Annotated in this window: 22 protein-coding genes; 3 read left to right on the forward strand and 19 right to left on the reverse strand. The window is 63.7% G+C overall.

Annotated elements, in window-relative coordinates; all coding sequences use genetic code 11:
• Positions 1-9: 9 nt before the first annotated feature.
• The 10 genes from NKI99_RS26085 to NKI99_RS26130 all read right to left on the reverse strand — a co-directional run bounded on the left by NKI99_RS26085 (position 10) and on the right by NKI99_RS26130 (position 10,617).
• A complete protein-coding gene (locus NKI99_RS26085) occupies positions 10-792 on the reverse strand; it encodes an ATP-binding cassette domain-containing protein (RefSeq protein ID WP_502905561.1) in 783 nt (260 codons plus the stop codon).
• On the reverse strand, positions 789-1,769 hold the full coding sequence (locus NKI99_RS26090) for an ABC transporter permease (protein ID WP_352612602.1): 981 nt from the start codon (positions 1,767-1,769) through the stop codon (positions 789-791). Before NKI99_RS26090 ends, NKI99_RS26085 begins: the two co-directional genes overlap by 4 nt.
• A gap of 82 nt (positions 1,770-1,851) precedes the next feature.
• The gene (locus NKI99_RS26095; RefSeq protein ID WP_352612604.1) at positions 1,852-2,796 is read right to left on the reverse strand and encodes a sugar ABC transporter substrate-binding protein; all 945 of its coding nucleotides are present in this window, start codon (positions 2,794-2,796) and stop codon (positions 1,852-1,854) included.
• A 67-nt stretch (positions 2,797-2,863) separates the two neighbouring features.
• Positions 2,864-3,778 (reverse strand): sugar phosphate isomerase/epimerase family protein, encoded by a 915-nt coding sequence (locus NKI99_RS26100; RefSeq protein WP_127317901.1) that lies wholly within the window; start codon positions 3,776-3,778, stop codon positions 2,864-2,866.
• Positions 3,779-3,833: 55 nt separating this feature from the next.
• Entirely contained in the window at positions 3,834-4,919 is a 1,086-nt protein-coding gene (locus NKI99_RS26105; protein WP_352612606.1) for a Gfo/Idh/MocA family protein, read from the reverse strand.
• A 35-nt stretch (positions 4,920-4,954) separates the two neighbouring features.
• Positions 4,955-6,016 (reverse strand): ABC transporter ATP-binding protein, encoded by a 1,062-nt coding sequence (locus tag NKI99_RS26110; protein ID WP_352612608.1) that lies wholly within the window; start codon positions 6,014-6,016, stop codon positions 4,955-4,957.
• A gap of 1 nt (position 6,017) precedes the next feature.
• Positions 6,018-7,109: an ABC transporter ATP-binding protein gene (locus NKI99_RS26115; RefSeq protein ID WP_352612609.1), complete on the reverse strand. Its 1,092-nt coding sequence runs from the start codon at positions 7,107-7,109 to the stop codon at positions 6,018-6,020.
• On the reverse strand, positions 7,106-8,065 hold the full coding sequence (locus tag NKI99_RS26120) for a carbohydrate ABC transporter permease (RefSeq protein WP_352612611.1): 960 nt from the start codon (positions 8,063-8,065) through the stop codon (positions 7,106-7,108). Before NKI99_RS26120 ends, NKI99_RS26115 begins: the two co-directional genes overlap by 4 nt.
• Positions 8,062-8,922, reverse strand: a complete 861-nt coding sequence (locus tag NKI99_RS26125; protein WP_013530821.1) for a carbohydrate ABC transporter permease — start codon at positions 8,920-8,922, stop codon at positions 8,062-8,064. Before NKI99_RS26125 ends, NKI99_RS26120 begins: the two co-directional genes overlap by 4 nt.
• An 81-nt stretch (positions 8,923-9,003) precedes the next feature.
• Positions 9,004-10,617, reverse strand: coding sequence for an extracellular solute-binding protein (locus NKI99_RS26130; protein ID WP_352612613.1), 1,614 nt, complete (start codon positions 10,615-10,617; stop codon positions 9,004-9,006).
• A gap of 336 nt (positions 10,618-10,953) precedes the next feature.
• Between NKI99_RS26130 and NKI99_RS26135 the strand changes: the two genes are divergently transcribed.
• Positions 10,954-11,982, forward strand: coding sequence for a LacI family DNA-binding transcriptional regulator (locus tag NKI99_RS26135; protein WP_352612615.1), 1,029 nt, complete (start codon positions 10,954-10,956; stop codon positions 11,980-11,982).
• Positions 11,983-12,031: 49 nt separating this feature from the next.
• Here NKI99_RS26135 and NKI99_RS26140 read toward each other — a convergent pair whose 3' ends face one another.
• From NKI99_RS26140 to NKI99_RS26170, 7 genes are all read right to left on the reverse strand, one after another.
• Entirely contained in the window at positions 12,032-13,051 is a 1,020-nt protein-coding gene (locus NKI99_RS26140) for an aliphatic sulfonate ABC transporter substrate-binding protein (RefSeq protein ID WP_352612617.1), read from the reverse strand.
• Positions 13,052-13,087: 36 nt separating this feature from the next.
• Positions 13,088-13,984 (reverse strand): ABC transporter permease, encoded by an 897-nt coding sequence (locus NKI99_RS26145; protein WP_352554749.1) that lies wholly within the window; start codon positions 13,982-13,984, stop codon positions 13,088-13,090.
• Between the two features lie 12 nt (positions 13,985-13,996).
• Positions 13,997-14,833: an ABC transporter ATP-binding protein gene (locus tag NKI99_RS26150; RefSeq protein ID WP_031213850.1), complete on the reverse strand. Its 837-nt coding sequence runs from the start codon at positions 14,831-14,833 to the stop codon at positions 13,997-13,999.
• Between the two features lie 32 nt (positions 14,834-14,865).
• Entirely contained in the window at positions 14,866-15,192 is a 327-nt protein-coding gene (locus NKI99_RS26155) for a 4Fe-4S dicluster domain-containing protein (protein ID WP_023814043.1), read from the reverse strand.
• On the reverse strand, positions 15,189-16,814 hold the full coding sequence (locus NKI99_RS26160; protein ID WP_352612619.1) for an FAD-binding protein: 1,626 nt from the start codon (positions 16,812-16,814) through the stop codon (positions 15,189-15,191). Before NKI99_RS26160 ends, NKI99_RS26155 begins: the two co-directional genes overlap by 4 nt.
• A 30-nt stretch (positions 16,815-16,844) precedes the next feature.
• On the reverse strand, positions 16,845-17,441 hold the full coding sequence (locus tag NKI99_RS26165) for a thioredoxin family protein (protein WP_023814046.1): 597 nt from the start codon (positions 17,439-17,441) through the stop codon (positions 16,845-16,847).
• Positions 17,442-17,718: 277 nt separating this feature from the next.
• On the reverse strand, positions 17,719-18,663 hold the full coding sequence (locus NKI99_RS26170) for a heme/hemin ABC transporter substrate-binding protein (RefSeq protein ID WP_352554747.1): 945 nt from the start codon (positions 18,661-18,663) through the stop codon (positions 17,719-17,721).
• 186 nt (positions 18,664-18,849) lie between these two features.
• On the opposite strand from NKI99_RS26170, the gene NKI99_RS26175 reads away from it, so the two are divergent.
• On the forward strand, positions 18,850-20,976 hold the full coding sequence (locus NKI99_RS26175) for a TonB-dependent hemoglobin/transferrin/lactoferrin family receptor (RefSeq protein WP_352612621.1): 2,127 nt from the start codon (positions 18,850-18,852) through the stop codon (positions 20,974-20,976).
• 2 nt (positions 20,977-20,978) lie between these two features.
• Positions 20,979-22,064, forward strand: a complete 1,086-nt coding sequence (locus NKI99_RS26180; protein ID WP_128303399.1) for a siderophore-interacting protein — start codon at positions 20,979-20,981, stop codon at positions 22,062-22,064.
• Here the strand turns inward: NKI99_RS26180 and NKI99_RS26185 are convergent.
• Both NKI99_RS26185 and NKI99_RS26190 read right to left on the reverse strand, forming a co-directional pair.
• Positions 22,025-22,483, reverse strand: a complete 459-nt coding sequence (locus NKI99_RS26185) for an aconitase X swivel domain-containing protein (RefSeq protein WP_352441197.1) — start codon at positions 22,481-22,483, stop codon at positions 22,025-22,027. The genes NKI99_RS26180 and NKI99_RS26185 overlap by 40 nt on opposite strands.
• Positions 22,480-23,730, reverse strand: coding sequence for an aconitase X (locus NKI99_RS26190; protein WP_128303397.1), 1,251 nt, complete (start codon positions 23,728-23,730; stop codon positions 22,480-22,482). Before NKI99_RS26190 ends, NKI99_RS26185 begins: the two co-directional genes overlap by 4 nt.
• Positions 23,731-23,888: the final 158 nt, after the last annotated feature.

The following is a 23,888-nucleotide window of genomic DNA, read 5'->3' on the forward strand; positions in this document are numbered from 1 at the left end:
CCAACTTCTTCACTTCGCTCTCGTCTCTTTCAGCAGGGCCGACATGTCGGCGCCGGTGATGATGCTTTCCACGGTCAGAAGATCGGTATCGGCAACCGTCTGCTCGGCGACGATCTCGCCGCGGCGCATGACGATGATGCGGTCGGCAACCTGGAACACGTGGTGGATGTTGTGGGTGATCAAGAGCACGGAATGACCGGCCTCACGCACCTCCTTGACGAAGCGCAGCACGCCGTGGGTTTCCTCGACGCCGAGATTGTTGGTCGGTTCGTCGAGGATGATGACCTTGGCGGCGAACTGCATGGCGCGAGAAATCGCGATCGACTGCCGCTCGCCACCCGACAGCGTAGAGACCAGCGCATCGGCGTTGAGTTTTTTCGAGATGCCGACGCGCTTCAACAGCGCCGACGCCGCGTCGCGCAATTTGGCGAAATCGAGCGGCGCGAACACGCCCAGCCATTTCAGCTTGACCGGTTCGCGCCCAAGGAAAAGATTGCGCGCAATGCTGAGATCCGGCGCCAGAGACGTATCCTGGTGGATGGTCTCGATGCCGAGGTCCATCGCATCGCGCGTCGAGCGGATCGAGACCTTTTCGCCGCGCACATAGATGTCGCCCCGATCGGCTGGAAACACGCCCGAGATCGCCTTGATCAGCGTCGATTTGCCGGCGCCATTGTCTCCGAGCAAGGCCACCACCTCGCCTTCGTTGAGGGCAAAGGACGCATTCTTCAGCGCCCGAACGCTGCCGAAGGATTTTTGCAGATTCTGCAGCCGAAGCACTTCCATCGTCAGCCCCTTGCGGCGTTCTTCTGCAGCAAAGCGTGCAGGATGAGCATGGCGAGGATGATGAGGCCCACGAAGATGTTGTAGGCGAGGCCCGGCACGCCGATCAGCACGATGCCGTTGCGGATCGCGCGCAGCATCAGCGCGCCGACGATGGTGCCGAGGATCGTGCCGCGTCCGCCGGTCAGCGCCGTGCCGCCGACCACCACCATGGCGATCACTTCGAGCTCGTAGCCGGTGCCGGCCACCGGTGAGGCGGCCGAGATGCGGAAGGCGCTGATCATGCCGGCCAGTCCCGCAAGGACCGAAGTCAGGATGAACAGCCACACCTTGACGGCGTCCGCCGGCACGCCGCGCGCCACCGCCGCGTTCCGGTTGGAGCCGATGGCGCTGATCCAGTTGCCGAGCTTGGCATAGCGCAGCACGTAGATCGCCAGCAGCGAGAGACCGATGAACCACCACAGCGAGGTGTAGAACCGGAACGACCCGACATTGAAGCTGCCGGCCAGCAGCGTGACGAAAAAGCCTGGCTGGTCCCAGGATTTCAGCGGAAAGCCCTGCGTGATGTAGAGCGCCGCCCCGCGCACCACGAGCAGCATCGACAGCGTGACCAGGAAGGAGGAGATGCCGATCTTGGTGACGATCAGCCCGTTGATGGCGCCTATGGCGATGCACAGCAGAAGCCCGGCCAGAAGGGCGACACCGATATCCACGCCGCCATTCTGCACCAGGAGCATGACGACGACCGGCGCCAACCCGAACACGGCGCCGATCGACAGGTCGAACTCACCCGCCGTCAACAGCAACGTCATGCCGAGCGCGATGATGCCGAGCTCAGGCAGGAACGCCATCATGTTGGAGATGTTGAGCGGCGACAGGAAATTGGCATCGGCGATGGCGAAAATCGCGAGCAGGACAATGAGGATGACGAGCGAGGAGAATTGCGGCGAGCGTATAAGGCTCGATCTGCGTTTCCCGACAGGCATTTCGTCTTCTGCGGCGATCATCATGACTGCTTGAACCATGCTTTGAAGTGGTGCCCGCGGCCTGCGCCGCGGGCACCGGTTTTCACTTCGTGTCGTAGAGTTTCAGGATCGGTTCGACGCTTGAGGCGTCGTAAAGGCTGAAAGTATGGATGTCATAGCCGATCGGTTCGCCCGACGCGGCGAGCCCGAGAAGCGCCACCGGCATGAAGCCCTGTGCAGACGGGAACTGCCAGGCCGCCGCGTTGATAAAGCCGGACTTAACGGCCTCCGCGGTTTCCTTCGAATTGCCCCAGCCGACGACCGGGATCTTGCCGGCCGGCACGCCTGCGCCGTCGAACACCCGCTTGACGCTGGCCGCGACGGAATCGCCGAGCGCGATGATCGCCGGCGGATTGTTGGCCACCATATAGTCGGTCATCTTGGCAATGATGCCGGCCGGGTCGGTGCCGCAATCGACCACATCATATTTGATCCCCAACGGATCGAAGACGCTGGCGATGCCTTCGGTCTCGAGCTGCTGATAGCTGGCGCCAGGCACTTCCACCGGCAGGAACACCTTGTCGCCCTGCTTCACCATCTTGTGGTCGACAAGATACTTGGCCCAGATGACGCCCGCCTCCTTGAGATCGGCGCCGACATAGGCCTGCCGTCCGGTCGCCGGATCGTCTGTGTTGAAGAACACGATCGGGATGCCGGCCGCCTTGGCCGCCTTCACCTCTTCCGTCCACAAGCCTGGCTGGGCCGAGGTGGTGGCGATGCCGTCGGGCTTGGCCGCAAGCGCGGAATTGAAGGCCTCCTTCTGCGCCGCCATGTCGCCGCCGCTGAAGGAGATCTTGCAGGTCACCTTGAGCTGGTCGCAGGCCTTGGTCGCGCCGGCATTCCAGTCCAGCCAGAACGCATCCGATGGGCCGCCATGCGACAGCAGGTAGAAGGTCTTCTGGCCTTCCTGCGCCATTGCCGGCGAGGCGAATGCGATTCCCGCGAACACAGTCGCGGCCGCCGCCAGTTTCAATCCGAATTTCAACACTGCAATTCCTCCCTTGTTGTTGCTTCCAAGCCGGATGCACCGCCGGCAAAGGGCGGCGCACAGCCGGTCAGAGACCGTTGGCGCGGAACTTGTCGTCGAGAAATTTCTTGGCCCTCGGCACGTCGTCTTCCGAAAGGTGTTCGATGATCACCGGGATGTTCGGGTTCTTCTGCGACAGGCGCTGCAGATAGAGGTCGTAGTTCAGCGAGCCGGTGCCCGGCGCGTTGAGGACCATCTCGCCAACGCCGCGGAAGGTGTGCGAGGCCAGCGCGTCGTCATCGCCGATGTCCGCATGCTTCTCGCTCTTGTCGTCGCCGGCTCGTGCGACATCCTTGGCATGCGCGATTTTGACCTTGTCGGCCAGCGTGTCGAACACCTGGTTCAGCACCTTGTCCATCTGGTCGATGTTGTGGCTTTCGAAGTAGTTGGTCGGATCCATCAGCAGGCCGAGGCCCGGATGGTCGACCTGCGCGAACATCCTCACCGTTTCCTCGACCGAGCCGACGACATTGTTGACGTAGGTTTCGAGCAGGAACATTGAGCCGTGGTCATAGGCTTCCTGCGCCAGTTCGGAGATCACCTTGCGGCACATCTCAAAACCCTCTTCGGACTTGTTCTTGGGATCGCTCATCCACTCGCTCTCGGTGTTGTAGGTACCGGTCTCCGAGATCACGTAAGGACTGCCGAGCTGGCGGGCGTTGCGGATGATTTCCTTCAGCCGATCGACATTCGCCTTGCGGTGCGCGAGGTCGGGATGAATGACATTGGTGTAGCCCGAGATGCAGCAGATCGGCAGGTCGTGGGCACGGAACGTGTCGCGAACCTTCTTGGCCTTATCCTTGGTGATCTGGCCGGCCGACAGGTCGATATCCTTGAAATGAAGGTCGAGCTGCACGGTGTTGAAACCGTGGCCGCGAATTTTCTTCGCCGTCTCTTCGAGGCCGTATGGGAAATAGCCCGTGAAAATACCTGCCTGCATCATGGTGTGAATTCCTCCCTGTAAGCGATTCAGTTGTCTGGTGTTTCAGTGGCGGTGATCAGATAGCGATTTCGGAAAGCTTGACAGTGCGGCCCTCGTCGATCGAGCGATAGCCCGCCTCGACCAGCGCCATGGTCTTGACGTTGTCGGCCACCGACAGCGCCGGCGGCGTGCCGGTCTTCACCGCATGCTGGAGCTGCTCCATCACGCCGATAAAGGCATGCGGGAACCACATCGTGTCCCAACTCGGGCTGACCCATTCGCCGCCGGTCGTCTCGGTCGAGGCATAGGTCAGCGTCGAGGCCGCGCCCGTCGGCCAGCCGATGGTGCCCTTCGCGACGCCCTTGGTGCCGTCGACGCGCCAGTTGATGTGCTGGTCGTCCTTGTAGCCATCCTGGTGCGGACCGGACCAGACATCCTCCAGCGACACGGCGAGCACGCCGGACGGGAAGCGCAGCGTCGACACGGTGATGCCGTCGGAATGGTCGAATGTCGTGCGCGGATCCTTCCGCGTCAGCGTGGTGATCTCTGAGGGGTCACCGAACAGGAAGCGCAGCGCATCGAGATGATGCACGCTCATATTGGCCAGCGTCAGCCGGTCGTAATCCTCGAGGAAGCTTTGCCAGTGGGGGATGGCGTGCATGTCGATCTGGGCGAAGATGATCTCGCCCAGCGCGCCGCTGTCGATGATCTGCTTCAAGACGCGCATCGACTGGTCGTAGCGCATGTTCTGATTGACCGAGAGGATCTTGCCGGCCTTGGCCGCCTCGTCACGCAGCTTGACCGCTTCGTCGACCGACAAGGCCAACGGCTTCTGCGCCAGGATCGCCTTGATGTGCTTCTGCTTCAGCGCGTGACGGATCAGCGCCGGCTGCAGGTCGGGCGGGAAGGCAAGATCGATGATCTCGACATTCTCGTCCTCGATCAGTTTTTCGGGCGTGTCGTGGACCGTGGGGATGCTCCAGCGCGTCGCCACCTTCTCGGCGCTGGCCCTGGTGCGCGAGGCGATCGCCACCACCGGGAATCCAGCTTCCTTGTAGGCGGCGAGATGGCACTCGGCCATGATCATGCCGGCGCCGACGCAGCCGATCCTGTATTCCTTCGTGCGGACCTTCACGTCCGGCTCGAAGCCCTTGTTTGCCATCTCTTCCTCCCGAAACTCTTTCCTTGTGGCGGCCGTCATCGTGCCAACGCCCCGCCGCTCTGTTCGAAATAATGCACTCTGGCCGGCTCGCAGGATATCGCCACCATGGCATCCGGCCGGACGTCGGGCTGGCCGCGCAGCAATGCCTTTAGCCGCGCCTGCCCGGCAGCGAGCGTCACCACGGTATAGCCGCCAAGCGGCTCGACCTCGAACACTCGCGCCGGGCGGCCCTGGCCCCCATCCGCCCACGGTCTAACCTTGATGTCTTCCGGCCTCAGGCCGATCTCCACGGCGTCGGCGGGCGCTGTCTTGTCTTCGATGCGGATCGTCCCTTCAGCCGCTTCGACACCGCCCTCGCTGCGCGCCGATCTGAGAATGTTCATCATCGGCGAGCCAAGCAGCCTTGCCACATACGTGCTGGCCGGGCGGTCGTAGATCTCTGCCGGCGTGCCGATCTGCCTGATCTTGCCGTCCTCCAGGATGGCGATGCGGTCGGCGACCGACATCGCCTCTTCCTGGTCATGCGTGACATAGATCAGCGTCTTGCCGAGTTCGCGCTGGATGCGCTTCAGCTCGACGCGCGTTTCCTCGCGCAGCCTGGCGTCTAGCGCCGAGATCGGATCATCCATCAGATAGGCATTGGGATCGCGCACCAGAGCCCGCGCGATCGCCACGCGCTGCCGCTCCCCGCCCGAAAGCTGTCCCGGCGGCTTGTGCAGGATATGGCCGATATGCAGCTTCGCCGCGACGTCCGTGACCCGCCACTTGATCTCGGCCTCGGCGACCCGGCGTTCGACCAGGGGAAAGCGGACATTTTCGAGCGCGCTCATATGCGGAAACAGCGCCAGGTTCTGGAACACCATCGCCACGTTGCGCTCGGCCGGCGACATCGCGTTGACCGGCCTGCCTCCGATCAGGACTTCACCGGTGTCAGGTGTCTCCAGCCCGAGCACCAGGCGCAGAATGGTCGACTTGCCTGACAGCGGCGGTCCGAAGAAGCAGAAGAACTCATTGTCGTTGACGGTGAACGAGGCGTCGTCGACGGCAAGTATATTGCCGTAGCGTTTGGTCACATTGCGAAAGACGATATCGGCCATCTCAACCTGCCTTTATCGCAAGGCCGGTAGCGGCGTCGAAGACGCGCACCGACGACGTAGTGGGGGCAATGACAGCGGTGTCGCCGATAGCCAGTCCGACATCATTGTCGAACACCGTTTTCACAGCCGCCTCGCCCTGGCCGAGATGAACGATGGTGCGCGCACCGATCCGTTCGACGAAGGTCACCGGCATTGCGAGGCCCTGCCCATTCTGCACCAACGTCGCCTGTTCCGGCCGGAATCCGTAAAGCACCTCGCCGCGCGCACCACGCATGGCCGCTGCGAGTTCGCCCGGCAGCGGCGGCGTGACGCCCAACGGTCCGAGATCGACGACCAGTCCGCGATCGCTCTCCGCCGGCCTGCCCTTGAGCAGGTTCATACCCGGCGCACCGATAAAGCGGGCGACGAAGACATTGGCTGGATCGTTGTAGACCTCGAGCGGCGTGCCGACCTGCTGCAGCACGCCATGATCCATGACCGCGATGCGGTCGGCCATGGTCATCGCCTCGAGCTGGTCGTGGGTGACGTAGACCATGGTCTGGCGGAACTGCCGCTGCAGCTGCTTCAGTTCGGTGCGCATGACGGCCCGGAAAGCGGCGTCGACATTGGACAGCGGCTCGTCGAGCAGGAAGATCGCCGGCTCCATGATCGCCGAGCGGCCGATCGCCACCCGCTGCAATATGTTGACCGACAGCCTGTCGGCCTTGCGGTCGAGCAGCGGCGTCAGCTGCAGCATCTCGGCGATGGCACCGACACGGCGGTCGATCTCGGCCTTCGCCGCACCTCGCATCCTCGGCCCGTAGGCGAGGTTCTGGCGCACCGTCATATGGGTGAAGATGGCGTAGTTCTGGAAGACGAAGCCGACGCCGCGCCGGCCCATCGGCACACCGGCCATGTCGCGTTCGCCAAACAGGATCTTGCCGCCGGTCGGCTCTTCCATGCCGGCGATCATGTTCATCGTCGTCGACTTGCCGCAGCCCGACGGACCGAGCAGCGCCATGAACTCGCCATCTGATATTGCCAGGTCCATGGTCTTCAGCGCGGTGAAGTCGCCGAATTTCTTCACCAGGTTCTGCAGGTGAATGGCGCTCATGCCGCCACCTCGCGTGCCCGCGCCATGCGCTTCATGGCAAACACCGCGACGATCGACAGCACGACCAAAATGGCCAGCGCGATCGCCGCCACATAGCCCCAGATCAGGTCCTGCGTGGTGAGCTTGTAGATGTAGACCGAGATGGTTTCGGTTGCGACGCCTGGACCGCCGCCGGTCATGATGTAGAGCGTGTCGAAGATCTTGAAGTTCTCGATCACCCGGATCGCCAGCGCGATGATGATGATCGTCTTCATCTTCGGCAGCACGATGGTGACGAAGCGCTGCCACGGATTGGCGCCGAGCAGCGTCGCCGCCTTGATCTGGTCCTCCGGCACGCCGACCAGGCCGGCAAGCAGGATGAGGAACATCAGTGGCGTCCACTGCCAAATGTCGGCGATCATGACAGCGATCAGGGCCAGCGTCGGATCCGACAGCCAGGCGATGGTGACGGGAGATCCGGTAAGCGACGACAAGATGTCGTTCACCGGGCCGCCCGACTGGAACAGCATGAAGAACATGTAGCCGGCCACCGCCGGCACCACCATCATCGGCATCAGCAGGATCGAATAGAAGATGCGCTTGCCCGGGAAATCGTCGGCAAACAGCGTTGCCAGCGCCAGCCCGAGCAGGAACTCCGCCGGCACGCAGACGATCATCACGATGGCCGTACGCTTCAGCGCGCTCCAGAAGCGCGTGTCGACGGCGAGATCGGTGTAGTTGGCAAAGCTGTTCCACATCGACCAAGCGTTCCACCAGCCGGTGCCCGACAGGGGCGACCAGTCGGTGACGCTGATGTAGAGCTGCATCAACAGCGGGAAGGCCGAGATGAAGAGCACGAGGATCTGCGCAGGCAATGTCAGCCGGAAGCCCAGCCTTGCGCCCTCATCGCGCGAAACCGGCTTTGCTCCGACGGCTTTCATCTCATCCTTGGAAGTCATGACAGTCACCGCGCTCATTGCTTGAGCGCCCCGAACGTCAACCCGCGCACCAGATGGCGTTGGATGGCGATGCCCATGATGACCGGCGGCACGGCCGCGATCAGGCCAAGCGCCGCCTTGGCGCCATAGAGCTGCCCAGTCATCGAGGAGGATAGCGAGGCCATGTAGACCGGGATGGTCACCCATTCGCGCGTCGTCAGAAGCAGCGCGATCAGATAGTCCGACCAGTTGAGGATGAAGACGAAGAGCGCGGCACTTGCCAGCGGCGCGCGCATCATCGGCAACGTGATGCGAGTGAAGACGCGCAGTCGCGAACAGCCCTCGACAAGCGCCGCCTCCTCGATCTCGCGCGGCATGTCGTCGAAGAAGGTTTTCATCAGCCAGAAGGCGAACGGCAAGGTGACGATGCCGTAGATCAGCGCCAGGCCCCACCAGCTGTCGGTGAAGTTGAGGAAAGCCCACATGATCATCACCGGGATCATGACCGCCATCGGCGGAAAGATCCGGAGCTGGATCAGCGCCAGCGGCAGGTTCTGGCCGGAGCCGAAACGCGACAGCCCATAAGCCGCGGCAGTGCCCGCCGACATGGCGATCACCGTGCCGAAAACCGCCGACAGCAGCGATGCGAGGATCGGCTTCAGCGCGTTACGGTCGAGCGCGACGATCAAATTGTTCGTCGACTCGCCGAAGACGAAACGGAAATTGCTGAGCGTCGGGTTCTTCGGCCACCAGGTCAGGTCGGCGCCGGTCGCCGACCATTCGGCGATCGGCTTGAAGGCCATCGATACCATCCACAGGATCGGCACCAGCGTCACCGCCATAGCGGCGAAGATCGCGGCATAGCGGAATATCAGGAAAGGAACGGAACGCTTCATCTGGCGGCTTTGCTGGTGGCGTTGTGGGCGGAGGGGAGAAGCAAGCTCCTCCCCTCCTTCGGTGCGATCCCGGGAGGAGGATCAGACGATTGGATCGAGAACTGTCGGCCAGGCCTCCTTGTTGGTCTTGATGGCTTCAAGCAATTTGTTCTCGCCGGTGCGGCGGGCGATCTTCTTCCACTCTGCCTCGGTGTCGGCCATCGCCTGCTCTGATGTCTTTGCCTTGGTCAGCGCCGCCATGAGATTCTCGTCGAGCGCGTTGTGGAAGGCTGTGGCGCCGGGATAATTGATGGTTGGCACGGTGCGGGCGACCGTCTCGCGCACGACGTCCATGTGGTAGGCATGATAGGTCTGGCGCACCAGCGGATCGGAGAAGTCCGAAAGCCGGAACGGGTCCAGGTAACCGCCGGGGTTGGCGCTCATCCATGCGTAGATACGGGCCGAGCCCAGCCATTGCAGCAGGAGATAGGCGACCTCCTGGTTTTTCGACTGCGACGAGACCATGCCGGTCAGCGAGAACCACAGCACGGAACGGCTGATCAGCTTGCCGTCGATCTCGCGGCCGGGCGGCAGCATCGAGCCGATCTTGCCGGTGACGGCTGAATCCTTGTTGCCGGCATTGTCGAGGAATTTCGGCAGGTTGGAGAAGGCGCAGGTCATCGCCGCACCGCCCTTGGCGAAGTTGCCGTATTGCTCCGGCCAGCCCCAGGAGATCGCATCCGGCGAATGATGCGCGAGCGAAGCGACATATTCGTTGGTCGCCGCGATGCCTTGTTCCGAATTGATCATAGGCTTGCCGTCATCGCCAAACAGGAATTGGTTGGGCGAAGCCATCGAGACATAGCGCTGGTACCAGTTCGTGTAGCCCCAGCCCTGGTTGCGCAGGTCGGTCGAGCCGAATAGACCCTTGTCGGGACGCTGGAAGAAGGCGGCGATATCGCCATGCTGCTTCCAGGTCTTCGGCGGCGCCAGATCGTAGCCGTATTTGTCCTTGAAGGCCTTCTTCTCGGCTTCGTCGCCGAACAGGTCGGTGCGGTAGACCCAGGTCTGGAAGTCGCCGTCCAGCGACACGCCATAGTTCGAGCCGCGATATTTGTTGAGCAGCGACACGCCCTTGGCGCCATTGACATAACCGGTCACCGGATCGTCCCACTCGGGCTTGTACTGCGCGACGAAGTCGTCGAGCTTGGCGATGCCGCCGGTTTCGGCGAGGTCGCCAAGACGGTTCCATTCTGTCGAGTAGATGTCGTAGGCCCCACCCTTGGTGGAGATGTCCTGCATCGTCTTGGTGAATTCCTGGCCGTTCGGCAAACCGACGATTTCGATCGCGATGCCGGTTTCCTTTTCCCACAGTTCCTTGATCGACGGCGCACCGGCCGGGAACGGCTGCGTGAGCTGGCCGATCGAGCCGTCGGACAGGCCGAGCACGATCTTGGCCGGCGCCTTGCCGGCGCCCTTCAGCGCCTTGGCTGCCTCGATGGCACGGCCTTCCGGCGTGTCGGCGCCATACTGGTAGCGCTCGGCCCCTTCGAAGCCCGTCGGGCCGCCGATCATGCCGGGCGCCAGCGCGTCGGCCGCATAGGCGCGACCGGGACGAATGAATTGGGGTGCGATACCAGCGGCGGTCATGATCACAGCCGCCTTTCCTCCGGATGCCAGCAGCCGGCGCCGCGAGATGCGGATCAAGTCAGACATTGAAACTCCTCCCTCAGGGCCACGTTTCCTCCACGACCCTTATGAGGGATATTGACGGCAGCATGGCAAGGCTGTCAACATCATAAATAATCAAAACACCTCATAATATTGCAACAGGGCAAGGAAATGCACAAAAACGGGACCCATACGTCACGCAGGATGCCTCATTTTGAGGGCGCCCGGCCCTTCCCTGCCCCGCGCAGCCCTGCCGGACCATTTGATTTAGCGCGGCGGCTTGCACATCGGCCAAGGGCGGATACATCATTTCCCATCAGAATCGCGGATGGCGGGGAAGCCGTCACCAGCCGATCCGACGCATGCAGGAGATGAAAGACGGTGCGTTCCACCCTGACTGACATAGCCCGGGAAGCCGGCGTCTCGGCCGCCACCGTCGACCGAGTGCTCAACAACCGACCCGGCGTGCGGGCGCGCACGCGGGAAATCGTGCTCGAAATGGCGCAGCGCCTCGGCTACATCGCCGAAGGTCCGAACGGCGCGCCGCCACGACCCTCGCCCGGCGAGGTCATCCGGCTCGACTTCGCCCTGCCGGCCGGCACCAATTCCTTCATCAAGATGCTGCACCGCCAGATCGAGGCACAGGCTCTGGCGCGGCCCGACCTCGATGTCCATATCGCCACCATCGAGGGCTTCAATCCTGACCGGCTCGCTCGCCTGTTGCAGGATCTACGCGGACAGACGCAAGGCGTCGGCGTCATCGCGCTCGACCATCCGACGGTGCGCGAAGCAATCCGCTCCCTGTCGGCCAACGACATCAAGGTGGTGACCATCGCCTCCGACATCCTGCATGTGCCCAGGGTCGCCTATATCGGCATCGACAACCGCGCCGCCGGGCGGCTGGCCGGCTATCTGCTCAACCGCTTCATGGGATCGGGGCGTCCGGGCAAGGTGGCGCTGTTCGCCGGCTCGCTGTCTTATCGCGGCCACGAAGAACGCGAGATGGGGTTCCGCCATATCCTGACGGAGGAATCGCCCAGTCTGCAGATCGTCGAGATGCGCGAAATGCTCGACGACCGCGAGAAGGCCTATTCGGAGGCATCGGCCCTGCTGGAGCGGCACCCCGACCTTGCCGCGATCTACAATGTCGGCGCCGGCAACACCGGCATCGCCCGCGCGCTCAAGGAGCGCGGCCGCGCCCAATCCATGGTCTTCCTCGGCCACGAAGTGACGGACGGCACCAAGGACCTTCTGCTCGACGGCACGCTCGACGCGGTCATCGACCAGAACCCGCGCGTCGAGGCCCGCGAAGCGCTCAACACCCTGATCCATGCGGTCCGGGGGCTGCCCTACGAATTGCACCAGCCAAGGCTGCAGGTGATCTTCAAGGAGAACATTCCGGAGATTTGACCTGTACGAGGCGGCGCCGCAAAGCGCCGCCAACTCGATCTTTCCGGGCCTATTGGACGGCAGCGACCTCAGCCGCGGCGCCATCGACAAAGCTCTTGTCGACCCATTTGCCATAGTCGATCGAGCCCTTCAGGAGCCCGGCGCTGGCCATGAATTTCTCCTCGCCCTGCAAGGCGGCGATCGCGTCGTCCGTGAGTTTCGGATCCTGATGGAACACCCCGTCGGCATAGGTCTTGCGGACGGATTTTTCCGACGACTTGGTCGCCTCGACAAAGGTCTTGATCGTCTGGTCCGGATGGGCGTCGGCCCAGCGCGAAATCTCGATATCGACCTTCAGCAGCCGCTTGACCAGATCGGGATATTTCGCCGCGAAGGCGCCGTTGACCGAGATGACGTTGGGCACGTTCCATTCCGGATGGGTGCTGGTGTCGAACAGGACGCGCGCCTCGCCGGTGTCGACCAGCTTGGCCGCCGTCGAATCAGTCTCGACAATGGCGTCGATATCGCCGCGCAGCAGCGCCGGGCCGGATGCCTCGAAAGGCAGGTTCAGACCTTCGACATCATTGGTGGTCAGGCCGACGCTGTTCAGCGCCTTGCTGAAATTCGAATGCCGCACCGTGCCGGTCAAATAGGCGACCTTCTTACCCTTGAGATCCTGCAGTGTCCTCAGCGGCGAGTCGGTCTTGACGACGATGTAGGAACCGCCAGCCTTCACATAGCTCGACAGGCCGATCAGCTTGATGTCGGCGCCGGACGCCGCAACGCGCAGCGCTGGATTGTTGCCGGTATAGGTGAATTCGATCGCGCCGGTGGCCAACGCTGTCGTCGCCTCCGAACCGCCATTGAAAGTCACCAGTTCGACCTTGATGCCGTCCTTGGCGAATTCCTTCTCCCACCAGCCGTCCTTCTGGGCGAGGATGAATTTGAGATGCCCCGGCGCGGTACTGCCGATGCGGATGATTTCCGGCTTGTCCTGGGCGAAGGCAGGCATGCCGCCAAGGCCGATGACGACGGCAATGGCGCCCTTCAGGAGCAGTCGGCGAAGTGCATCGAATGGAATGCTGGGCATGGGAAAAATCCTTCCTGATTGGAATGAATGGACGGCTCAGATGAGCGAGGTCTCGGACTGGCCTTTCCAGGCTGTCGCCCAGCGCTCGAACCAGACAAGCAGGTAGTTGACGGTCAGGCCGATGACGGTCAGCGTCAGGATGCCGGCATACATGTCGGCCGTTTCCATCATCAGCTGCGAGTTCTGGATGAGGAAACCGAGGCCGGATTTGGCCGCCAGCATCTCGGCGCCAATGACCGCGAACAGCGAGGATTTCACCGCCAGCCGCGCGCCGGCGACGATCGAGGGAATGCTGGCCGGCAGGATGACTTTCCGGAACAGATCGAAGTCGGACGTGCCCATCGAGCGCGCCGCCTTGATCAGCAGCGGATCCACCGACTTGACGCCGCTGATCGTGTTGACGAGGAGAAAGAAAACCGAGGAGTAGAAGGTGATCGCCACCTTCGATTCCTCACCAATGCCGAGCAAAAGGATGAACACCGGCAGCAGTGCGAATTGCGATGTGTTGCGCAGCGTCTGCACCAGAAGGTCGGAAACCTTCTCGAACAGCCAATAGCGCCCCATCAACAGACCGAGCGGGATGGCCACCACCACGCCGAGTGCGAAGCCGATCGCAGCGCGCTGCAGGCTTATGCCGATATGCTCGATCAGCACGCCCGAGGCGAGCAGCGCCCACCAGGCGACCAGCACCTCGCTCAGCGGCGGAAAGAAGATCCGGTTCAGCCAGCCGAGCCGGGGCGCGATCTCCCACAGCAGGAAGAACAGGCCGAGCAGCGGCAAGCCATAGAGGAACGTGCCGTGGCTCGCTTTCTTGCTCCGGTTCTTGGCGCTGGCCTTGATGGCCGGGACCCTAGCGACGGCGACCGTTTCGCCAGCGCCGGCAAACAGGTGGAGCGCTCCAGCGGAGCCAAACTTCTCGGTCAGATAGGCCATTGGTCCAGCTCCTCAGTGACTGAAGGCTGGCGACAGGGTCCAGTCCTTCTGCGCCTTGTTGACCTCGTCGCGCAGCACGTCCCAGACGCGGGCGCGATAGGCGTTGAATTCGGCGCTGGCGCGGATGTCGCCGTCGCGCGGCCGTGGCAGGTCGATATCGATGATCTCCTTCACCGCGCCCGGCCGCGCCGTCATCACCACCACGCGATCGGCGAGGAAGATCGCCTCGTCGATCGAGTGGGTGACGAAAATGACAGTCGTGTTGATCTTGCCCCAGATCCGCAGCAGCTCGCCTTGCAGCAGTTCACGCGTCTGCTGGTCGAGCGCCGCGAACGGCTCATCCATCAGCAGCACTTCCGGGTTGCTGGCCAGCGCACGCGCGATTGCCACACGCTGCTGCATGCCGCCGGACAGCTGGTTGGGAAAACGGTCCTCGAAACCAGCAAGGCCGAACAGCGCCAACAGATGGCGGGCTGTGGCGGTACGCTCGGCCTTGGCCACGCCGCGCACTTCCAGCGCATATTCGATGTTGGCGAGCGCCGTGCGCCAGGGAAACAACGCATATTGCTGGAAGACATAGCCGGTCTTTGGATCGGGCCTGGTGATGCGCCTGCCGTCGAGCTGGACATTGCCGCCGGTCGCCTGCGTCAGCCCGCCAATGATATCGAGCAGCACCGACTTGCCCGAGCCGCTCGGGCCGACCAGCGTGATGAACTCGCCTTTGCGGATCGAGAGATCAACGCCGTCGAGCACGGTGACGCGGTCGGTCGCCTCGCCATCGACGGTGACGAACTGCCCCGGCTTGAGCTGGAACGTCTTGCTGATGTCGCTGACGACGATCCGGTCCATGTTCGGGCGATCCATATCTGTCTCCGATCGGTTCACTGCGCCACGCGGATGCGGTGCGTCGGGTCGAATTCCGAGCCGCCCGCCTTGCCGCGCTTCCAGCCAAGCGCGCGGGCATAGGAGCCGAACAGCCGTCGGGCGTCGGCCTGAGCTTCCGTGATGCCGGTCGGCCCTTCGGCGAACTCGGCCACATAAAGCGCGTCGGTCGGGCAGTAGATCTCGCAGAGAAAGCAGGTCTGGCAGTCCTCCTGGCGAGCGATCACCGGCACGCCATTGTCGGTCGCGTCGAAGACGTTGGCCGGGCACACCTTGACGCAGATGTCGCATTCGACGCAGCGCGTGGCCGAGACGATCTCGATCATGACGCCAGCTCCGCCAGCCGCTCAGGCGCACCTGCGATGCGGAACTCATCCACACCGGTGATGACCAGCCGGTGCGCGAAGGCCGGGCTCTTGCCCGGTAGGTCGGTGCGGCGATGCATGCCGCGGCTCTCGGTGCGGTGCAGCGCTGCGGCCACGGACCAGCGCCCGGCAGCGGCGATCGATGCCGCCTCGCGCGTGCGGACCCGATCCAGCCCCTCGCCTTGCAGATGGTCGCGCACGTCGCGCCAGACACTCTCCAGCCGCTCGCCGCTTTTCTCCAGGCCCTCGCCAGTGCGGAAGAAATTCTTGCCGAGCGGCGTCACTTCGCTACGCACCGCCTCGATAACTTCGCTCGCCGAGATGTCGGCACTCGCCGACGATGCCGGACGCAACCCGGCTTGGCCGAGCGACTGCACCGCACTGCGGAACGCCTTGCCGGTGCGGCGCTTGGCATGGGTCGAGGCGCCCTTGCCGGCCCACCAGCCGCTGGCCAGCGCCCAGGATGAATTGACGGCGCCGCCGCCCGACACGGCCCCGGTCATCATCTCGCGGCTGGCGGCATCACCGGCGACGTAGAGGCCGGGCACGCCGGTGGCGCAATCGTCGGAGACGATGTCGATGCCGCCGGTGCCGCGCACCGTGCCTTCGGCGCGCAAGGTAATGCGGAACAACTCGCTGAACGGGTCGATGCCGACGCGGTCATAGGGCACGAAGCAATTCGGCTGGCCCTGGCGCAGCCAGCCTTGCAGCGCCGGTTCGGCCTGATCGAGCCGCGCATAGACCGGGCCGTCGATCAGCGCGCGCGCCACTTCCTCCTCGCGGTCGCCGATGCCGTTACGCAACGGCTCGCCGGTCGGTCCGACGATCGGCGAGCCATCTTCGCGATGGAACGAGGCCCAGCGGAACGGCAGGCCCTTGTTCAGCGATGAGCCATAGGGCGCCAGCGTGTATTTGCCGGTGAACTCCATGCCCGACAGGCTGGCGCCGGCTTCGGCCGCCATCAGATAGCCGTCGCCAGTCAGCCCGGTGGCGCCGAGGATGCGTTCGCGAAAGGCGCAGCCGCCGGTCGCCAGCACCACGGCGTTGGCGTCGACGCGCCAGTCCTGGCCGATCTGTCTCGCAACACCGGCGGCGCCGACAATGGCATCGCCGTCGGACAGAAGTTCGAGCGCCGGATGATGGTCGAGCACGGTGACGCCGGCCAAAAGCACCCGGCGGCGCATGAAGCGCATGTAGTCCGGGCCGCGCAGATTGGCGATGTAGAGCCGTCCGTCATCCTCGCTCGGAAAGGGATAGCCCCATTCGGACAGCCTGAGCAGGTTGCGGTAGGCGGTGTCGACGCAGCGCAGCATCCAGCGCGGGTCGGCGAGTTCGCCGGTGCGCTGCCAGCGTCGTTCGACCACGGCGTGCCTGTTGTCACCCGGCGGCACGCACCAGGTGCCGGTGTTGGACGGCGCGGTGGCGCCGCTGGTGCCGAGATAGCCCTTGTCGGCCAGCACCACCTTGGCGCCGCCCTCGGCCGCCGCGACTGCCGCCCAGGCGGCCGACGGGCCGCCGCCCAGCACCAGCACGTCTGCCTGGAGCAGCAAGCTGTCGGAAGCGGATTTTTGCGGCTTGTGCATGGACACCTGGCGAATGCGTCGAGGCCGGCGCTAGGCCGCGCGCGCCGCGCTGGAAGACCAGACCGGCTCGTTGCCGGCACTCCATTTGATGTTGCAGCCGATCGACGGCACTTGGCTGGCAATGGGCCTGCCGCCCTCCAACACCGTGTCGACCGCCGCTCGCAGATCGGCACCCGTCACCGGCTTGCCGTTGCCCGGCCGCGCCTCGTCGAACTGGCCGTGATAGGCGAGCCGCCGGTCGGTATCAAACAGGAAGAAGTCGGGCGTGCAGGCCGCGCCATAGGCTTTCGCCGTCTGCTGCGACGCATCCTTGAGATAGGGGAAGGAATAGCCAAATTTTTCGGCCTCTTCGCCGATACGGGCAAGCGTTTCTTCCGGATGCGCTTCGTGGTCGTTGGCGTTGATCGCCACCACTTGCAGCCCCTTGCCCGCATAATCCCTGGCGAAAGCGGCAAGCTGCTCGCGGATCAGCACGACGAACGGGCAACGGTTGGAAATGAAGGCGACGAGCAGGGCCGGCTTGGCGTCGAAATCGGCGAGGCGGTGCAGCACGCCTTGCGCGTCGGGCAACAGGAAATCGGCCGCCCTGGTGCCGAGGTCGATCGGATTGGACTCTGTCTTCGGCATCGATGCGCTCCCTTGTGCACCATTTTCACAGGCCAAGGTGCGAGCGCCCTGAACGTCCGCAGTTAGTCTATGAATTTAGTATAATTATAGGCTGGATAGCGCATTCGCGGTCAACCGCGCGGCTTAGAATATCGTGCCAATGTTTCAGGCCGAGCCGCCAAGTTTGTTCGGGCGGAAGCCGATCCGGAGAAATCCGGACGGACAGGATTTATCAAGCTCAACTGGTTCGCCGACGAATTGGTACTGCCCAGCCGAACCGCCTTGCGATTTTACGGCGTCATTCCCCTTCCGGATAAAGCGCCTTCGCCAGATCGCGGATCGCATCTGATGTGCGCGGCCCGAAGCCGATCATGTAGGCGCCGTCAAGCACGACCAGCGCCTTGTTGGCCGCCGCCGGCGTTGCCGCCAGCGCGCGGTTGCCGAACACCTGCTCGGGCGTCGGCCCGCTCTTGCCGTCGCTCATCATCAGGATGACGTCAGGCGCCATCTCGATCAGCTTTTCCTCCGATGCCGCCCTGTAGCCATGCACGACATCCATCGGGTTGAGGCCGCCGGCATAGCGAATGATGGCGTCGGCAGAGGTGCCGGCGCCGGCAGCGCTCAGCTTCACGAGGCCATGGAAGAACACCACCTTCTTGCGCCGCTCCGGCGGGATTTTTGCTGCCAGATCGGCTGCCGTCTGAAAGGCGGTGAGCACCTCGGCGGAAACCACCTTGCCCTTGTCCTCGAGCCTAAGGCTGGCGGCGATCAGGGTGATCTTCCGCTCGATGCCTTGCGGGCTGTTGTCCTGCGGGACGAAGACGATCGGGATCGCCAGTGATTTTAGCACCTCGACCGCCTCCGGCGGTCCGCTGTCCTCGGCCGCCAGGATCAGGTCGGGACGCAGGCTGGCCAGCCCCTCGACCGAAAGCTGGCGGCGGTAGCCGACATTGGGTTTTTGCGCGACTTCAGGCGGATATTTGCTGCCGCGATCGACGGAGATGATCCGCTCGCCGGCGCCCAGCGCGTGGACGATCTCGGTGACGTCGGAGCCGAGCGTCACGATTCGGGTCGCCGCGCCCGGCACGACGGTTCGCCCCAGCGCGTCGACAACGCCCTCGGCGGCCAGCGCCTGGAAACCACAGGAAGGCGCCAGCACCGACAGCGCCAGAAGCAGCACCGCCGCGATCCTGCCAGGTTGCGACCAGTGGGTCGTCTTGCCTTCGCCTAAACTGCCGACCATGCCGCTGTTCCCGTGCCAGATGCTTCTCGATGATGGTCGGCTATAAATTTAAAGTTGACTTGTGTCATCATGTTTTAATATGTGACCCCTGCCCCGGCCCGCCTGGTCGAGGGATTCTCGATCATGCCAGCCAAGGCCCTTCAGCCACCGCCAGCAGTTTTGCTTTTGCTTGGGGGCTGCATGACGATGACAACGACAACAAACACGACCTTGATGGCGAGCACCGCGCTCGCCTTCGTGCTCGGCCTCTGCGCCGTGCCTCTTGCCAGCGCGCAGGAACAGGACCAGGAGAAAAAGGCCGCCGCCAAGGCCGGCCGCCTGGCGCCGGCCAGTGCCGCGCAGAATCAGCCGGCGACGATGCTCGACGTGATCACCATCTCGGCGACGATGATCAAAACGGCGGTGATCGAATCGATGGCCGCCATCAGCGCCGTCGATCAGGACGAACTCGACCGCATTCAGCCCGACACAGCGGCCGACATCTTCCGCACCACGCCCGGCGTCGCTGCCTCGATGAATGGCGACGATCCCGCAACCGCCATCAACATTCGCGGCCTGGAGCAATATGGCCGCGTCGTCGTGACGCTCGACGGCGCCCGTCAGGACTATTGGCGCGTCGGTCATGGCTCTGGCTCGTTCTATGTCGAACCGGACCTGATCAAGGAAGCCACCGTCATTCGTGGCCCGGTGTCGAATGCCTATGGGTCAGGCGGCATCGGCGGCGTCGTCTCCTTCGAGACCAAGGACGCCGGCGATTTCCTCAAGAAGGACGAGCGCTGGGCGCTGAGCGAGAAGCTCGGCTACGAGGACAATGGCGACGGCTTCACCACCAGCACCACCGGTGCCTACCGCTTCAGCGACGATGCCGACATCATCGGCAACCTCATCTACCGCGACCGCGACAGCTACACCGACGGCAATGGCGAGACCGTGCCATGGACCGGCGAGCGGGTGACCAGCGGCTATCTGAAGACGACGCTGCGGCCGGCCGATGACCATGAGCTGAAGCTCGGCGCCATCCTGCAGCGCTACAACGACCAGATCACCGGATCCAGCGGCTCGACCTCGCCGACGCTGAGCCGCTACGACACCAACACCACCAACCAGACCTACACCGCCGCCTACACCTGGAAGCCAGACGACAACGAGCTGATCGACTTCAGCGCCAATGCCTACCACAACCGCACCCGCACCGAGCAGACGCAGGTCGCGCCTGCCTCAGGGATCGGCAATTTCCGTTTTTACGATGTCGCCACATCCGGCTTCAACGTGAAGAACTCCTCACGTTTCGACGCCTGGGGACTAGCACATACGCTGACCTACGGACTCGATTACTACTATCTCGAGGCCTCCTCGGAAGCGGCGCATTTCGGCGCTGGCGAACAGCAGGGCTATGGCGGCTTCCTGCAGTGGCAGGGCGATTACGAGGACTGGCTGCAGGTCATCACTGCGATGCGGTATGACGGCTACCAGCTCGATGGCGAAACGCGCATCCCGTCGCCGCAGGAAGCCTCGATCTCCGGCGATCGTTGGTCGCCGCGCCTCACCGTCGGCGTCACGCCATTCGATGGCTTCCAGCTCTATGGCACCTATTCCGAAGGCTATCGGGCGCCGGGCCTGCAGGATGTCTTCCGCGGCGGCGGCGCGCATGGCGGCGGCGATACATACCGGCCCAATCTTCTGCTGCAGCCCGAGACGGCGAAGAACTGGGAGGCCGGCATCAACGTCAAGTATGACGATGTTCTGACGGCGGGCGACCGGTTGCGCGCCAAGCTCAACGTCTTCCACACTGCCGTCGAGGATTACATCGACGTCGACCTGACCGTCCTGCCGCGCACCGCGATCAACATCGGCGACGCCCGGCTGAAGGGCATCGAGGCCGAGATGGTTTATGACTACAACTGGGGTTTTGTGAACCTTGCCGGCGCGTTGATCGACGCCAAGGTCGTCAGCGGCGTCTATTCCGGCCAGGCGCTGAACAACACGCCGCTCGACCGCTTCTCGGCCACCATCGGCTTCCGCATGCTGGAGGACCAGCTCACCGTCGGCGCGCAATATCTCAGCGTCGGCAAGATCACCCGCACCAGCCGCACCAATCCCAACGCCGTGCCGGTCGTCGATGACGGTTTCGATCTGGTCAACGTCTTCGCCAACTGGCGCGTCAATGACAACCTCAAGCTCGGCTTCGGCGTCGATAACATCTTCAACACCGCCTACACCGACCCGCAAAGCGCATGGTCGACCTCGGCGGCAACCGAACAGGGCAAGGGCCGCACCTTCAAGGTGGCGCTCACCGGCAGGATCGGAGGCTGACAATGAGCCAAGCATCGGTGCGTGAACTGGCCTGTGAGGCACAGCTCAACCTGCGACATCTGCCCGATTACATGGACAGCATCAGCGACAGACTGCAGAGCTTCGAGGCCGATGCTTCGCATCAGGGACAGCGCATCGATTTCCGCTTTGCCTTCGGTGGCGCCTCTTTCGACATGGAACGGCTGGTGATGCGGGCCAATGCCGCCGACCGCGACGGGCTGGCCCGTATCAAGGACCTGCTGGCCACGGCCGTACAGGTCTACGCCAAGGAGGAAAATCCCGAGATCGTCTGGACCGGCGATCTCTCAGGCGAAACCAGCCTCGCTCAGTTCCGCGAGATGGTGGTGACGGATATTCGCGACCTCACCCCGCATATGCGCCGCATCCGGCTGGCCGGCGAGGATCTCAGCCGTTTCGCCAAATTCGGCGGCATGCATATCCGCATGCTGTTTCCGACCAGGGAGGTGCCCGATCCGCTGTGGCCGGTGCTCGGCGGCAATGGCTTGCCGGTCTGGCCCGCCGATGACCGGCGCCCGGTGGCGCGCGTCTACACCATCCGCGCGCTCGACGTGGAAAAGGGCATCATCGATGTCGACTTCCTGATTCATACCGGCGAGAGCGTCGGCTCCACCTGGGCCATGCAGGCAGCGCCCGGCATGAAGGTCGGCATCATGGGACCGGTCGGCCGTCCGGTGCGGCAGGCAGAATGGTATGTCTTGGGTGCCGATGAAACCGGCCTGCCGGCGCTGGCGCGGCTGCTGGAGACGCTGCCGGCCGAGACAAAAGGCGTTGCCTTCGTCGAGATCGCCAATGACGGTGAACGGCAGAAGATCGCCAACCCCACCCGCATCGAAGTGCATTGGCTGACACGGGATGGCGTGGCGGCGGGCGAGGACAGACGGCTGGCCGAGGCTGTCCGCTCGGTGGCGTGGCCGCAGGACGGTTCGGCCTTCGGCTGGTTCGCGGCGGAAGCCGCTGCCGCCAAGATCGTGCGCGAATATTGGCGCGACACGCTGGGACTTGGTCGCGATCAGACGCTGGCGGCTGCCTATTGGCGGCGTGGCTCTGCCGGATTGATGGCGGGGTGAACTCTGATGATCGGCCCGCCGTCTTTGCCGATGCCGATATCAATTTGATCACCGGAGACAAGGTTCGAAATATCGCACACCACCAGCGGCATGCGGATGTCATAAAGAAACTCGGCAACGATGGCGCCCACCGCCAGGATCGGGTCCGGCCGCTCCAGAAGAAGACCGGCCGGCGCCGTGCCTCTGCGGATCGCCTCGGCCAGCACCGAGGATGAAGACGATGAGCCGCGCCCGCTCGGCATGACCAAAATCCTGCCGGCGACATTTTGGCCGAGGCCGGGATGCGAATGGTCTGTTATGTCGCCGGTCTCGGCATCGATACCGCCCCAGAAGCTGAGGGGTTGCGAGAACACCAGCGCCTGGCCCTTGGCTTCGCCGGCCAACTGGAAGGTGCCGGTTCGTGCCACCGGTCGCGTCATGAGGCGCTCCGCACGACATGCCCGACGGCAGCGGAGCGGATGCAATCCTCCATCTCGGCAAAGGCGACGGACACGCCGATATTGCCCGGTGCATAATGCGCCCATTTGCCGGAATTGGTCATCACGACGCCGTCGAGGCGTTCCAGGATCGATGTGACATAGGTGCAGGTGTCGGCGACCGGGACCAGACCAAACGCCTCCATCCCCGCCAGCGCGCCCTCCTCCTGCAGTCGCGCCAAGGTCGCACGGCCCGTGTTGACGTAGATCGGGATGCGCCTTCCGGGTGCTGCCTCGCGCAGCAACGGCAACAGTCGCATCCACTCCTCATACGAAAAATGCGGCGTGCCGAGCGACACGGCCGCCACCGGCGCGCCATCCCGTACGCTCGATAGCCTGGCCAGCGCATGGTCGATATCGGCGCGGGTGATGCGGATCGTTTCGTCAGGCGCATGACCCTGGAACGCCTCATCGAGCGTCATCGCTTCCGGCGTGATGCCGACCGCATGGAACAGCGCCACAGCACCCGTCGTTGCAGCCGCCGCGCCCAGCGCCTTTAGCTGGTCCTCATCGCGCGGCTGCGGCAGACCGGCAATCACCGGAACGCGGTCGCCGCTCGCTTGCCCGATGAATAGCCCGACGCCGACGAAAAGGCTGTCGCTCGGCTCGCCGTCCGGAACATCCAGCTCAAATAGGATCCGGCCGCGCCGGTTCTCGCTCAGATGCAGACCCCAGGCCGGCGCGCGGCCGGTCATGGCGCAGCACAGATCGATGAAATCGCCATAGCGGTTGGTGCGCGCGCCGATCACCGAATTGGCAAAGACGATGGCGTTGGATTCGCCCCAGGCGATCTGCTCGCCGAACTCCGGCCTGAACCGCGTCTGGTAAGGTGCGCAAGTGAAGGTCGCCTGGCAGCCGAGCTCCAGATGCGCCTTCATCAGCCGCCGCGCCGGCACCTCTTCCGCTGCCGGCATCTTCACCATGCCGGGATGGATGAGGTCGAATGAGCCGACATTCAATGTCGTCGGCACCTGGACCCGGCCACCGCCTTCGACCAGCCGCTCGACGAAATCGAGCCCTGCCTTGCCGTGGTAGAGACAGCCATCGATATGGGCGCCAGTGATGTCGAGCAGACCGCGCGCCCCAACCGCATTGGAAAATGCGACGAGGATTTTCATGGCAGCGGCGGCGGACGGGCCCTGCTCGCCGTCGAGCATGGATCGGTCGCGCGCGGTCAATTCCAACGTCATGGGTGTGCTCCGGACCTTACTTGATCTTGTGGCGGGACAGCACCCCCCTCTGCCCTGCCGGGCATCTCCCCCGCAAGGGGGGAGATTGGCCCTCATATCCGCCTTCGCAAATTCCCAACGCTTCGGGAAGAGCATCGGCGCTGAAGCAGCCGATCTCC

The sequence above is a fragment of the Mesorhizobium sp. M0239 genome, from assembly GCF_040321815.1.
Lineage (GTDB): Bacteria > Pseudomonadota > Alphaproteobacteria > Rhizobiales > Rhizobiaceae > Mesorhizobium.